General features: G+C 67.1%; 13 protein-coding genes. 7 read left to right on the forward strand and 6 right to left on the reverse strand.

All coding sequences use genetic code 11. The annotated features are described in order from the left end of the window. Positions 1-37: 37 nt before the first annotated feature. Together F3K02_RS08355 and F3K02_RS08360 are read right to left on the reverse strand one after the other, a co-directional pair. Entirely contained in the window at positions 38-796 is a 759-nt protein-coding gene (locus F3K02_RS08355) for an SIMPL domain-containing protein (protein ID WP_177135030.1), read from the reverse strand. 6 nt (positions 797-802) lie between these two features. Continuing rightward, positions 803-1,108: a hypothetical protein gene (locus tag F3K02_RS08360; protein WP_177135032.1), complete on the reverse strand. Its 306-nt coding sequence runs from the start codon at positions 1,106-1,108 to the stop codon at positions 803-805. 154 nt (positions 1,109-1,262) lie between these two features. Here F3K02_RS08360 and ompR point away from each other — a divergent pair, with 154 nt between their 5' ends. Beyond that, a complete protein-coding gene (gene ompR, locus F3K02_RS08365; protein WP_177135035.1) occupies positions 1,263-1,994 on the forward strand; it encodes an osmolarity response regulator transcription factor OmpR in 732 nt (243 codons plus the stop codon). Further along, on the forward strand, positions 1,994-3,397 hold the full coding sequence (locus tag F3K02_RS08370) for an ATP-binding protein (protein ID WP_177135037.1): 1,404 nt from the start codon (positions 1,994-1,996) through the stop codon (positions 3,395-3,397). The genes ompR and F3K02_RS08370 overlap by 1 nt, the downstream gene beginning before the upstream one ends. A gap of 12 nt (positions 3,398-3,409) precedes the next feature. On the opposite strand, the gene ispF is transcribed toward F3K02_RS08370, so the two are convergent. Both ispF and ispD read right to left on the reverse strand, forming a co-directional pair. Beyond that, entirely contained in the window at positions 3,410-3,907 is a 498-nt protein-coding gene (gene ispF / locus F3K02_RS08375) for a 2-C-methyl-D-erythritol 2,4-cyclodiphosphate synthase (RefSeq protein WP_177135039.1), read from the reverse strand. Next, positions 3,904-4,626 carry a 2-C-methyl-D-erythritol 4-phosphate cytidylyltransferase gene (gene ispD, locus F3K02_RS08380; RefSeq protein ID WP_177135041.1) on the reverse strand — a complete coding sequence of 241 codons (723 nt, stop codon included), beginning with the start codon at positions 4,624-4,626 and terminating at the stop codon, positions 3,904-3,906. The genes ispF and ispD overlap by 4 nt, the downstream gene beginning before the upstream one ends. A gap of 123 nt (positions 4,627-4,749) precedes the next feature. Here ispD and mfd point away from each other — a divergent pair, with 123 nt between their 5' ends. The 4 genes from mfd (at position 4,750) to F3K02_RS08400 (ending at position 10,222) form a co-directional block, all read left to right on the forward strand. Beyond that, positions 4,750-8,241, forward strand: coding sequence for a transcription-repair coupling factor (gene mfd / locus F3K02_RS08385; protein ID WP_177135044.1), 3,492 nt, complete (start codon positions 4,750-4,752; stop codon positions 8,239-8,241). A gap of 140 nt (positions 8,242-8,381) precedes the next feature. Continuing rightward, positions 8,382-8,891, forward strand: coding sequence for a DUF4405 domain-containing protein (locus F3K02_RS08390; RefSeq protein WP_177135046.1), 510 nt, complete (start codon positions 8,382-8,384; stop codon positions 8,889-8,891). Between the two features lie 37 nt (positions 8,892-8,928). After that, on the forward strand, positions 8,929-9,654 hold the full coding sequence (gene serB / locus F3K02_RS08395) for a phosphoserine phosphatase SerB (RefSeq protein ID WP_177135048.1): 726 nt from the start codon (positions 8,929-8,931) through the stop codon (positions 9,652-9,654). 7 nt (positions 9,655-9,661) lie between these two features. Further along, a complete protein-coding gene (locus F3K02_RS08400) occupies positions 9,662-10,222 on the forward strand; it encodes a redoxin family protein (protein WP_177135050.1) in 561 nt (186 codons plus the stop codon). Between the two features lie 12 nt (positions 10,223-10,234). Here F3K02_RS08400 and F3K02_RS08405 read toward each other — a convergent pair whose 3' ends face one another. Next, entirely contained in the window at positions 10,235-10,597 is a 363-nt protein-coding gene (locus F3K02_RS08405) for a translation initiation factor Sui1 (protein ID WP_177135052.1), read from the reverse strand. A 59-nt stretch (positions 10,598-10,656) separates the two neighbouring features. Between F3K02_RS08405 and F3K02_RS08410 the strand changes: the two genes are divergently transcribed. Then, the gene (locus F3K02_RS08410; RefSeq protein WP_177135054.1) at positions 10,657-11,904 is read left to right on the forward strand and encodes a DEAD/DEAH box helicase; all 1,248 of its coding nucleotides are present in this window, start codon (positions 10,657-10,659) and stop codon (positions 11,902-11,904) included. 48 nt (positions 11,905-11,952) lie between these two features. Here F3K02_RS08410 and F3K02_RS08415 read toward each other — a convergent pair whose 3' ends face one another. After that, positions 11,953-12,300, reverse strand: a complete 348-nt coding sequence (locus F3K02_RS08415; protein WP_177135056.1) for a DUF6172 family protein — start codon at positions 12,298-12,300, stop codon at positions 11,953-11,955. Positions 12,301-12,321 lie beyond the last annotated feature (21 nt).

Genomic DNA, 12,321 nt, shown 5'->3' on the forward strand with positions numbered 1-12,321 from the left:
CCCGCCATGCGGGCCTTTTGACTGGGAGCCGCGTTACTCAACGCAGCTGGATCGAACCGGACACGGTCACGCTCACCATGCTTTTGCCCGCCTCGACCGGCACCGGGGCATCGGCCATCGAGCTCTTGGCTTCCATGGCCATCATGCGCGGGCGCACCGGTCCACCGCCTTGGTCGGCCGAACTGACCGAGACCTCGCGCAGGGTGTAGCCACTGAAACCAAAACCCTTGGCCACTTCAGCGGCCTTGCCTTTGAAGCGCTCGATCGCCTGCCCCTGCACATCCGATTCAAGTCGCTGCTGGGCCTTGCGCGAAAGTGAAAAACCCACATCGCCCATCGTGAGCGTCTGGATCTTCCCGGCCGTGCTGCTGATGCGGCCAAAGTCGCGCCCCTCCAGCCACAGTTCGGCGCTGCCCCGCCAACCGTTGATCTTGCCGTTGGTGCCATAACGCGGATACAGGCTGAACTGCCCGGTCCGCAGTTCCAGCAACTCCGGCTGCGCCGCCGGCCGGGCCACGGCCAGCGCCGCGTCCAGCGCCTGTTTGAGCTGACTCTGGACCGCGGTGGCGTCGTTGCCTTCGCGCGTGGTGCTCAGGCTCATGGCAAGCCAGTCCTGCTCGACCTCCAGAAAGCTGCTCGCGGACAGGTTCACCACATGGGCCGGATCATGGGCCACAGCGGGGGTCTGAGCCCATCCAGCCGACAGCAGCCCGCCACAAGCCAACGCGACCAGCAGCGAGCGAGCAGGAACAAATGAAATTTCAGCGCCGTTTTTCTTCAGGAAGGTTTTCTGCATGGCACTCTACTTTCTCGGCTGTTGATCAAACGACTGGTTGCGCAACTGCTCGCGCAACCGCTGCCGTTCTTCGGCCGAGAGTCGGTAGGGTTTGACTTCCTCCGCGTCACTGTCGCTGTCCGAATAGCGCAAGGCATCACGCAGCCGCAACGGGCCACGCGGTTCGCCCACGGGAGCCTCCAAAGGCAGCACCATGACCGCCGCCTGAACCTGATCCTGATGTGCGGGTTTCTCCTCAGCGCCGACCATGGGCGAGAGACACAGCAAAAGACTTCCCAGAGAAAAAACCAGCTTCATGTTGGAACGGGGCATGGATAAAAGCACCATTGTGGGAGGCAAGCATGGTAACGGTCCTGACCCCTTGGGCAACATTTGTAACAGCCTGTCAAGAACACAAAAAACGTGGCCTGACAAGCACTTGCCGCTGCCACAATGGCCTCTGTTACATTTTCCGAGAGTTGCTGCCATGCCACAAACCAACACCCGCCCGAACAAGATCCTGGTCGTTGACGACGACGTCCGCATCCGCGATCTGCTGCGCCGTTACCTGATGCAGGAAGGCTTTGAGGTGATGCTGGCCGAAGACGGCAAGGCCCTCAACCGCGTGCTGCAACGCGAAGCGGTGGACCTGATCGTGCTCGACCTCATGATGCCCGGCGAAGACGGCCTGTCCATCTGCCGCCGCCTGCGCGCCAACGCCGACCGCACGCCCATCATCATGCTGACCGCCAAGAGCGAAGACGTGGACCGCATCGTCGGGCTCGAAGTCGGCGCCGACGACTACCTGGGCAAGCCCTTCAATCCGCGCGAACTGCTGGCCCGCATCCACGCCGTGCTGCGCCGCCGCCCGCCCACCGAAGTGCCCGGCGCGCCGTCGCAGGACGCCGAGATGGTGACCTTCGGCCCATTCGAGTTCGACCTGAGCCTGCGCACCCTGCGCAAGGAAGGCGTCGACCTGCCCCTGACCACCGGCGAGTTCGCCATGCTCAAGGCCCTGGTGCGCCACCCGCGCCAGCCGCTGTCGCGCGAGAAGCTGGCCCAGCTCGCCCGCGGCCGTGAGTTCGAACCGTTCGACCGCAGCCTGGACGTGCAGGTGTCGCGCCTGCGCAAGCTGATTGAAGAAGACGCCGCTTCGCCGCGCTACCTCCAGACCGTCTGGGGCGTGGGCTACGTCTTCGTGCCGGACGGCAACGCCTGATGTCCGAAGAGTCACGCGTTCCATTTGAAACCCAGCCCGCGGCCCTCGAAACGGTCCCGGCGCCACTGGACAGCCGTCCGCCCAGAGAAGTCAGCCTCTTCTGGCGCACGTTTTTCCTGCTGGCCATGCTGCTGCTGGGGTGCATCATCGCGTGGCTGCAGACCTTTCGGGCCCTGGAGTTTGAACCCCGTGCACTGCAAAGTGCCCAGCAACTGGCCTCGCTGGTCAACCTCACACGGGCTGGGCTGATCCACGCCGACTCCATCGCGCGGGTGTCCCTGGTCAAGACGCTGGCCGACGAAGAGAAGGTGCGCATCGCACCGCGCGAGCCCGGCGACACCTACCGGCTCTACAACACCGACTCCCTCAGCCGCCGCATCAGCGAACAGGTCAAGGCCCGCCTGGGTCCGGACACCGTGGTGGCGCGCGAGGTGAACAACACGGCCGGTCTGTGGATCGGGTTCAGCATCGACAGCGACCCCTACTGGCTGCAGACCGACCCCTCACGCGTCGAACTGGTGGCCGGCATCACCTGGCTGATCTGGCTCGGCACGGCCGCCCTGCTCTCCCTGGCCGGCGCCGCCCTGATTGCGCGGCTGATCAACCGCCCGTTGAAAAAACTCTCGTTTGCCGCCAGCCGCGTGCGCGAAGGCGATTTCAACGCCAGCCAGCTCAACGAAACGGTCGCCACCAGTGAAATCCGCCAGGTCAACATCGGCTTCAACCGCATGGCCCAGCGGCTCTCCAAGATCGAGCAGGACCGCGCACTCATGCTCGCCGGCATTTCCCACGACCTGCGCACACCCCTGGCGCGCTTGCGGCTGGAAACCGAGATGAGCGTGGGCGACCCGCAGGCGCGGGAACACATGGCGGCCGACATCGAACAGGTCAACGCCATCATCGACAAGTTCCTCGATTACGCGCGCCCCGACCACCTGGAGCCCGAGCGCGTGAGCCTCAACCAGGTCATCGACGCCGCCGTGTTTTCGCTCGGCAGCGCGCCGGACGTGGAGGTGCACACGAGCATCCCAGCCGACACGGTGGTCATGGGCGACGCTGTGGAACTGCACCGCGTGTTCTCCAACCTGCTGGAAAACGCCCAGCGCTACGGCAGGGAACCAGAAAGCGGCCGGGTGCGGATCGAGATCGCCGCCCGCAAGAAAGACGACTGGGTGCTGATCAAACTGCGCGATCACGGCACCGGCGTGGTCCCTGAAATGCTGGCCCAGCTGACGCAGCCGTTCTTCCGCGGCGACGCCTCCCGGACCTCGGCCACCGGCACCGGCCTGGGACTGGCCATCGTCGAGCGCGCGATTGCCCGGATGGGCGGGCGCTTTGCGCTGGCCAACAGCAGCACCGGCGGACTGGCCGCCCACATCAAGCTGCCGCTGGCCAAACCCTGACTTGAAGCCCGCTCAGGGCACCCTGGTCAGCAGGACCACCGCCCGGGCTTCGATCGACAGACCCTGTCCCACAGGCCCCAGCTTTTCGGCGGTCTTGGCTTTCACGTTAACCTGTTGGACCGCCACGCCCAGCGCGCGCGCGATGGCATCGCCCATGGCGGCGATGTGGGGTGCCAATTTGGGTGCCTGTGCGATCACAGTGCTGTCGATGTTGCCGACCTCGAAACCGGTCGCGCGCACGCGTCGCATCGTTTCGGCCAGCAGCATGCGGGAATCAGCGCCCTTGAAGCGCTCGTCGGTGTCCGGGAAGTGGCGACCGATATCGCCCAGCCCGGCTGCCCCCAGCAGCGCATCGGTGATGGCATGCAACAGCACGTCGGCGTCCGAATGGCCGAGCAGGCCCAGGGGGTGGGGAATGGTGACACCGCCGATGATCAGCGGGCGGCCGGGCACCAGGGCGTGCACGTCCCAGCCCTCGCCGATGCGGAACGGAAGAAGCACCTGGGTCATGAACGGCTCCTGAGAATGGCCTCGGCCAAGGCAAAGTCTTCCGGGTAGGTGACCTTGAAATTCTGCGCGCTGCCGGGCACCAGCAGCGGCTTCTGCCCCGCCAGCTCCATGGCGCTGGCCTCGTCGGTCACGCCGGCAAATCCGGTATCGGCCTGCGCGGCCAGTGCCGCTCGCAAGGCGCCGATGCGGAACATCTGCGGCGTCTGTGCCAGCCACTTGTCCGACCGGTCCACCGTCGCGGCCACACGGCCACCGGCTTCGGACTTGAGCGTGTCGGGCAGCTTGAGCGCCAGCAGGCCGCCCACAGCGTCTGCCAGGCAGGCGTCGATCAGCGCCTCAATCTGCGCCGGGGTGATCAGGCAGCGCGCCGCGTCGTGCACCAGCACCCAGTCGCTGGCGTCGGCTCCGCTGTCCAGCAAGGCCTGCAGACCATGAAACACGCTGGCTGCGCGCGTGCTGCCGCCCACCCGGGCGAGCTGGATGTGAGGGTCGTCAACGCTCAAAAAGCGGTCACCGGGCGCCACCACCACCAGACAGCGCTCAATGCGGTCGACCGCCTGAAACGCCGCCAGCGTGTGCAGCACCATGGGCAGTCCGGCCACGGGCTGGTATTGCTTGGGCGCGGCGGTGCCAGCGCGCGAACCCGAGCCTGCGCAGGGCAGCAGGGCATGGCAACGGGGTGCCGGGTTGGGGGGAATGGTGAGAGGGGCTTCGGTCATGGAGTGACCGCATTCTAGAATCACCTCTTTCACACCCCCCACCTCAGCAGGTGGGGGGTGTTTGTCATGGGAGCGGCAAGGCCCGAGGTCTTGCCGCCCACACCGCGCGAGCCACCAACGTCCATGGACCTGCCCAAACTCACCCCCGGCAAACGCTTCACCCTGCCCCGCCCCAGCGGCGCGGCCGACGCCTTGTTGCTGGCCCAGCTCGCCGCGCGCGAAAAAGCGGCCGGCCGCCTAACGGCCATCGTCACCGCCGACGCCACCGACGCGCAGCGCCTGATCGACGAGATGGCGTTCTTTGCGCCGGGCCTGCGCTGCGCGCTGTTCCCGGACTGGGAGACCCTGCCCTACGACACGTTTTCGCCGCACCAGGACCTGATCTCCGAGCGCCTGGCCACGCTCTGGCGCATCCAGCAGCACGACAAGGACACCGGTGCCGACGTGGTGCTGGTGCCCGCCACCACCGCGCTGTACCGGCTGGCGCCACCGTCCTTCCTGGCGGGCTACACCTTCCAGTTCAAGGTCAAGCAGAAGCTCGACGAAGCCAAGCTCAAGGGCCAGCTCACGCTCGCCGGCTACCAGCACGTGACCCAGGTGGTGAGCCCGGGCGAATACGCGGTGCGCGGCGGCCTGATCGATCTCTTCCCCATGGGCTCGCAGGTGCCCTACCGCGTGGACCTGTTCGACGACGAGATCGACAGCATCCGCACCTTCGATCCCGACAGCCAGCGCAGCCTCTACCCGGTGCCCGAGGTGCGGCTGCTGCCCGGGCGCGAGTTCCCGATGGACGATGCGGCGCGCGCCAAATTCCGCAGCCGCTGGCGCGAACTGCTGGACGGCGACCCGACCAAGAGCCGCGTCTACAAGGACATGGGCAACGGCGTGGCCACCGCCGGTATCGAGTACTACCTGCCGCTGTTCTTCGAACAGACCGCGACCGTCTTCGATTACCTGGGCGAAGCGGCCACGGTGGTGCTGCACGGCGATCTGGAGCCTGCCTTCCAGCGCTTCTGGCAGGACACGCAGGACCGCTACCGCCTCGTCAAGGGCGACCCCGAGCGCCCGGCGCTGCCGCCCGAGAGCCTGTTCCTCTCGGCCGAGCAGTTCTACACCGGGGCCAACGCGCACGCGCAGCTCGCCATCCGCCCGGCGGTGGAGGACGTGGCGGACAACGCCTTCGCCCAGAAGCTGGGCGACCTCTCGGTGGTGCGTGGCGCCGAAGACCCGCTCTCCCGCCTGCAGAACCACATCCGCAACACCCCGCACCGCGTGCTGCTGCTGGCCGAAAGCGATGGCCGGCGCGAGAGCCTGCTGGACTTCCTGCGCGCCAGCGGCCTGAACCCGTCAGCGTTCGATTCGCTCGCCGAGTTCCAGGCCAGCGACGAAAAGACCGGCATCGCCACCTCGGTGCTCACGGTCGGCTTCAGCTCGCTGGAAGACGGCATCGACTTCGTCACCGAAACCGAACTCTTCGCCGCAGGCCCGACCACGCGCCGGCGCAAGAAGCAGGAACAGGTCAGCGACGTCGATGCGCTGATCAAGGACCTGAGCGAACTCAATGTGGGCGACCCGGTGGTGCACAACGCGCACGGCATCGGCCGCTACCGCGGCCTGGTCCACATGGACATGGGCGAAAAGAACCCGGACGGCACGCCGGCGCTGATGGAGTTCCTGCACCTCGAATACGCCGACAAGGCCGTGCTCTACGTGCCCGTGAGCCAGCTGCAGCTGATCGGCCGTTACACCGGCGTGAGCGCCGACGAGGCACCGCTGCACCGCCTGGGCAGCGGCCAGTGGGAGAAAGCCAAACGCAAGGCCGCCGAGCAGGTGCGCGACGCCGCCGCCGAGCTGCTGAACATCTACGCCCGCCGCGCCGCGCGCCAGGGCCATGCGTTCCGCTTTTCGGCGCAGGACTACGAGATCTTCGCCAACGATTTCGGCTTTGACGAAACCGCCGACCAGCGCGGCGCGATCCACGCCGTGATCCAGGACATGATCAGCCCGCGACCGATGGACCGACTGGTGTGCGGCGACGTGGGCTTTGGCAAGACCGAGGTGGCCTTGCGCGCCGCCTTCGTGGCCGTCACGGGCGGGCGCCAGGTGGCCTTTCTCGCGCCCACCACGCTGCTGGCCGAGCAGCACTACCAGACGCTGGTGGACCGCTTCGGCAAGTGGCCGGTGAAGATCGCCGAGATGAGCCGCTTCCGCTCGCAGAAAGAAATCACCGCGGCACAGAAAGGCATCGCCGACGGCTCGGTGGACATCGTCGTCGGCACGCACAAGCTGCTGAGCGAGAAGACGCAGTTCAAAGACCTCGGCCTGCTCATCATCGACGAGGAACACCGCTTCGGCGTGCGCCACAAGGAGCAGATGAAGGCCCTGCGCGCCGAGGTCGATGTGCTCACGCTCACCGCCACGCCGATCCCGCGCACGCTGGGGATGGCGCTTGAAGGCCTGCGTGACCTGTCGGTCATCGCCACCGCGCCACAGCGCCGCCTGGCGATCAAGACCTTTGTGCGCAGCGAGAGCAACGGCGTGATCCGCGAGGCAGTGTTGCGTGAGTTGAAGCGCGGCGGGCAGGTCTACTTCCTGCACAACGAGGTCGAGACGATCGAGAACCGCAAGCAGAAGCTCGAAGAGATCCTGCCCGAGGCGCGCATCGCCATCGCCCACGGCCAGATGCCCGAGCGCGACCTGGAGCGCGTGATGCGCGACTTTGTGGCCCAGCGCTACAACCTGCTGCTGTGCTCCACCATCATCGAGACCGGCATCGACGTGCCCACGGCCAACACCATCGTCATGAGCCGGGCCGACAAGTTCGGCCTGGCCCAGCTGCACCAGCTGCGCGGCCGCGTCGGCCGCAGCCACCACCAGGCCTACGCCTACCTCATGGTCCCGGACATCGAAGGGCTGACCAAACAGGCCGCGCAGCGCCTCGACGCGATCCAGCAGATGGAAGAGCTCGGCAGCGGCTTCTACCTCGCCATGCACGACCTGGAAATCCGCGGGGCCGGCGAGGTGCTGGGCGAGAACCAGAGCGGCAACATGCTGGAAGTCGGCTTCCAGCTCTACAACGAGATGCTCAACGAAGCCGTGCGCTCGCTGAAAGCCGGTCGCGAACCCGACCTGCTCTCGCCGCTGTCGGTCACCACCGACATCAACCTGCACGCCCCGGCCCTGCTGCCCAGCGACTACTGCGGCGACGTGCACCTGCGGCTATCGTTCTACAAGAAGCTGGCCACCGCCAAGACCACCGACCAGGTGGATGGTCTGCTCGAAGAGATCGTGGACCGCTTCGGCAAGTTGCCCGCCCAGGCGCAGACGCTCATCGACGTGCACCGCCTGCGCTGCATCAGCACGCCCTACGGCGTGGTGAAGGTGGACGCGGCGCCGGGCGTGACCAACATCACCTTCAAGGCCAACCCGCCCATCGAGCCCATGCGCATCATCGAGCTGATCCAGAAGAACCGGCACATCAAGCTGGCAGGCAACGAGAAGCTGCGCATCGAGCGCACCCTGCCCGAGGTGAAAGACCGGGTGCAGCTGGTGCGCGACGTGCTCAAGGCGCTGGGCCAGCCGATCAGTGTCGCGCCCACCGCCGGCGCGGTTTGACCCAGATCAAGAGAACGTCCTTCCGAGGTGCGCCGGGGTGCCCAGAGGGGACCCGTTCACACGGCGTTCATGCGCCAGAAATCAAACTTCAAACGCACGCCGCACCATCGCGGCTTGATCATTTGAAGGAGAAAACGACCATGAACCTTGCCAAACAACGCCCCTGGATCACACCACTGGTGATGGGCAGCTTCGCCCTGTCCGCCGCGACGGGCGTCCTGATGTTTTTCCACCTCGACACCGGTCTGAACAAGGCGGCACACGAGTGGCTGGGCTGGCTGATGCTGGGCGCTGTGGTGCTGCACGCGCTGCTCAACCTGCCCGCCGTGAAACGGCATCTGCAGAACCGCACCGGGCGCTGGGTGGTGATCGGTTCGTTGGTGGTGCTGGGGCTGAGCTTCATCCCGGTCGGCGGCAGCGGTGGTGGCAGCGAGCCCGGCTTCGCCCCCCCGGTGCGCGCCCTGGCCAAGGCCCCGATCACCGTGCTCGCCCAGGTAGCGGGCACCAGCACCGACGACGTGAAGGCCAGGCTGCAGGCCGCTGGCTTCACCGTCACCAGCGACCAGCAATCGGTGGCAGACCTGGTGGGCGGCGACCTGAAGGTGCAGATTCGCGCGATGAGCCAGGTGCTGTCACCACCCAAGTCCTGAGCGGAACAGTCATCCCGGCTCCCGCGATAATTCCGGGATGACTTCCACCACCGAATTCGCCCCCGGCCTCACCGTCCAGGGCTTCACGCCGCCGCTGAACCTCAAAGACTTCAAGCTCATCGCGTTCGACATGGACTCCACGCTCATCAACATCGAGTGCGTGGACGAAATCGCCGACGCCGCCGGCCGCAAGGCCGAAGTGGCCGCCATCACCGAAGCCGCCATGCGCGGCGAGATCACCGACTACAAGGAAAGCCTGCGCCAGCGCGTCGCGCTGCTGCGCGGCGTGACCGTGGCGCACATGGAACAGGTGCTGGCCGAACGCCTGCAGCTCAACCCGGGCGCCGAAGCGCTGGTGAAGGCCTGCAAGGCCGCGGGTCTGAAGGTGCTGCTGGTCTCGGGCGGCTTCACCTATTTCACCGACCGCGTGCGCGACCGGCTCGGCATCGATTTCACGCGATCCAACGTGCTGGAAATCGAGAGCGGCCCCAACTGCGGGCAGCTCACAGGCCGCATGGTGGACCAGTCCTGGGGCGACATCTGTGACGGCGCGGAGAAGCGCCGCACGCTGCTGGAAGTGGCTTCCCTGTTGGGCATCGAACCCAGCCAGTGCATCGCCATGGGCGATGGCGCCAACGACCTGCCCATGATGGGCGTGGCAGGCCTGTCGGTGGCCTACCACGCCAAGCCCAAGGTGCGCGAGCAGGCCATGGTGGCCATCAACGAAGGCGGGCTCGACCGCCTGCTCGAAGTGCTGCGTTGAGCCGCTCATGAACGCCGCTCACGGCTGGTGGATTCGCCTGCGCCAGAACCTGCGCACCCGCTGGAAAAACCACCTTGGTACGCTGGCGATGGTGCTGGCCGTGGTGTTCGGCGTGCAGGCCTGGCAGACGCGCAACGTGCCCTCGGGCCCTGCGCCCGAACTGGCCTTCACCCTGATCGGGCCCGACGGCAGCCGCGTCGACACCACCCTGGCCGACTGGCGCGCCCAACACCCGGGCCAGCCGGTGGTCCTGCACATCTGGGCCGAATGGTGCCCGATCTGCCGCACCGAGGAACACAGCGTCACGCGCCTGGCGCGCGACTGGCCGGTGCTGACCGTGGCCATGCAGTCCGGTCCGGCCGATGCCGTGGCACGCGTGCTGGCGAAACGGGAACTGCCCTGGGCCACCGCCATCGACCCGCGCGGCGCGCTGGCGCAAACGCTGGGTTTTCGGGCCGTGCCCGCGTTCGTGGTGGTGGATGCCGATGGCCGTCTGCGCAGCGCGAGCGTGGGCTACACCAGCGAGATCGGCATGCGCCTGCGGCTGTGGTGGGCGAAGCTCGTTTAGATAGGCGCCCCTTCAGCCTCCCGCGCGCTTGACTTTGTAACTCGCCGCCTGCAGCGCGGTCATCACTTTGTCCACATGATCGCCCTGGATCTCGATCACGCCATCCTTCACCGTCCCGCCCGTACCGCAAGCCGCCTTGAGCTGTTTGCCCAGCGCCGTGAGGCCCGCGGCATCGAGTGCCAGCCCCTTGACCAGCGTCACCGCCTTGCCGCCCCGGCCCTTGGTTTCGCGCGACACGCGCACGGTGCCATCGCCCACAGGCACCACCGCCTGCTTGCAGATGCACTGCGCCACCGGTTGCCGGCAAGCGGGACACATGCGACCCGCTTCGGTGGAATACACCAGGCCGCCCAAAGAAGACAACTTGCTTTTCATGGGCTCGCATCGTAACGCGGGGCTGCCCCGCGGGGGCCGACCGTTAAACTCGACCCCCCATGCCATTCATCTCCCTCGGGCTTGCCCCCACCCTCGCCCAGGCCGCCGCCGAACTCGGCTTCACCGCGCCCACCCCCATCCAGCTGGAAGCCATCCCCGCCGTGCTGAGCGGCGCCGATCTGCTCGCCACGGCACAGACCGGCTCGGGCAAGACCGCGGCCTTTGCCCTGCCGCTGCTGCAACGCCTGCAAACCGGGCCCTCGCACACACCGAGGCGCGTGCGCGCACTCGTGCTGGTGCCGACGCGCGAACTGGCCGCCCAGGTGGGCGAGGTGCTGCGCAGCCTGGCGCAACACCTGCCCTCCCGACCGCGCATCGCAGTGGCCTTTGGTGGCGTGTCCATCAACCCGCAGCTCATGGCGCTGCGCGGCGGCGCCGATGTGATGGTGGCCACACCCGGGCGCCTGCTCGACCTGGTGGAGCACAACGCACTGCGGCTCTCGGCGGTGGAGCTGCTGGTGCTGGACGAGGCCGACCGTCTGCTCGACCTGGGTTTTGCCGACGAGCTGGACCGCGTGCTCGCGCTGTTGCCCGCACAGCGACAAAACCTGTTTTTCTCGGCCACCTTCCCGCCCGCGGTGGAAGCGCTCGCGGGCGGCCTGCTGCGTGACCCGCGGCGCGTGGACGTGCCCGCCCCGGCGCAGGCAGAGGCCGTGGTGCTGCAGCGCGCCATCGCGGTCGATGCAAGCCGCCGCACCCAGCTGCTGCGCCAACTGATCAAGGACAACGGCTGGGAGCGCGTGCTGGTGTTCGTGGCCACGCAGTACGCGGCCGAGCGGCTCGCGTCCAAGCTGCACCATGGCGACCTGTTCGCGACATCGTTCCACGGCGGTCTGAGCCAGGGCGCGCGCAAGCAGGCGCTGCAGGAGTTCAAGGAAAAACGCTGGGACGTGGTGGTCACCACCGATCTCGCCGCGCGCGGCATCGACATCGCGCAGCTGCCCGTGGTGGTGAACTTTGACCTGCCGCGTTCGGCGGTGGACTACGTGCACCGCATCGGCCGCACCGGCCGGGCGGGCGAGAGCGGCCTGGCGGTGAGCTTCGTGAGTGCCGACACCGAGGCCCATTGGCGCCTGATCGAAAAGCGCCAGGGCCTGAGCCTGCCGCTGGAACAATTGCCCGGGTTCGAGCCCACCGATGTGGCTGCGCCGGCCGGGCCGGCCGGCGGCGGCATCAAGGGCAAACGCCCGAGCAAGAAAGACAAGTTGCGCGCGGCGGCGGCAGCGAAGACCGGCCAGCCCGAGTAGCGGCGCAGCCATCGGCCACCCGCTCGCCGGGTGACCCACTGCGAAACATCAGGCGTCGGAATCGGAAGGCGCCGGCGAAGCCCCGGCATCGCCGATCACTTCCTGACCAGCCGGTCGTGGCTGGCGCACACCGGGCTTCGCCAGCAGCTCCACATAACACTGCTCGCCACCCGCCTTGGCCAACACATCGAGCAGGCCGATCAGCTCGGCCGGGTTGGCCGTTTGCGCACTGTCCTTGTCCGCTCCGAAGCGGCAGTCGAAATCCCAGAACGTCGCGCCTTCTGGCAAATCGCGGCGGCGTTCGCGCTTCATGTATTTGCGGATGTCGTGCTTGACGGCATCGAGCACGCGGTCGGGATTTTTGCCCTCGGGCCGCAGGGGATAGGTTTTTCTCATGGGGAGTCCTTCAAAGGGAGT

The organism is Hydrogenophaga aromaticivorans, from assembly GCF_013387465.1.
GTDB lineage: Bacteria > Pseudomonadota > Gammaproteobacteria > Burkholderiales > Burkholderiaceae_C > Hydrogenophaga > Hydrogenophaga aromaticivorans.

Coding starts and splice junctions, on each gene's coding strand:
- F3K02_RS08355 (WP_177135030.1), bottom strand. CDS start 796: ATGCAGAAAACCTTCCTGAAGAAAAACGGCGCTGAAATTTCATTTGTT.
- F3K02_RS08360 (WP_177135032.1), bottom strand. CDS start 1,108: ATGCCCCGTTCCAACATGAAGCTGGTTTTTTCTCTGGGAAGTCTTTTG.
- ompR (WP_177135035.1), top strand. CDS start 1,263: ATGCCACAAACCAACACCCGCCCGAACAAGATCCTGGTCGTTGACGAC.
- F3K02_RS08370 (WP_177135037.1), top strand. CDS start 1,994: ATGTCCGAAGAGTCACGCGTTCCATTTGAAACCCAGCCCGCGGCCCTC.
- ispF (WP_177135039.1), bottom strand. CDS start 3,907: ATGACCCAGGTGCTTCTTCCGTTCCGCATCGGCGAGGGCTGGGACGTG.
- ispD (WP_177135041.1), bottom strand. CDS start 4,626: ATGACCGAAGCCCCTCTCACCATTCCCCCCAACCCGGCACCCCGTTGC.
- mfd (WP_177135044.1), top strand. CDS start 4,750: ATGGACCTGCCCAAACTCACCCCCGGCAAACGCTTCACCCTGCCCCGC.
- F3K02_RS08390 (WP_177135046.1), top strand. CDS start 8,382: ATGAACCTTGCCAAACAACGCCCCTGGATCACACCACTGGTGATGGGC.
- serB (WP_177135048.1), top strand. CDS start 8,929: ATGACTTCCACCACCGAATTCGCCCCCGGCCTCACCGTCCAGGGCTTC.
- F3K02_RS08400 (WP_177135050.1), top strand. CDS start 9,662: ATGAACGCCGCTCACGGCTGGTGGATTCGCCTGCGCCAGAACCTGCGC.
- F3K02_RS08405 (WP_177135052.1), bottom strand. CDS start 10,597: ATGAAAAGCAAGTTGTCTTCTTTGGGCGGCCTGGTGTATTCCACCGAA.
- F3K02_RS08410 (WP_177135054.1), top strand. CDS start 10,657: ATGCCATTCATCTCCCTCGGGCTTGCCCCCACCCTCGCCCAGGCCGCC.
- F3K02_RS08415 (WP_177135056.1), bottom strand. CDS start 12,300: ATGAGAAAAACCTATCCCCTGCGGCCCGAGGGCAAAAATCCCGACCGC.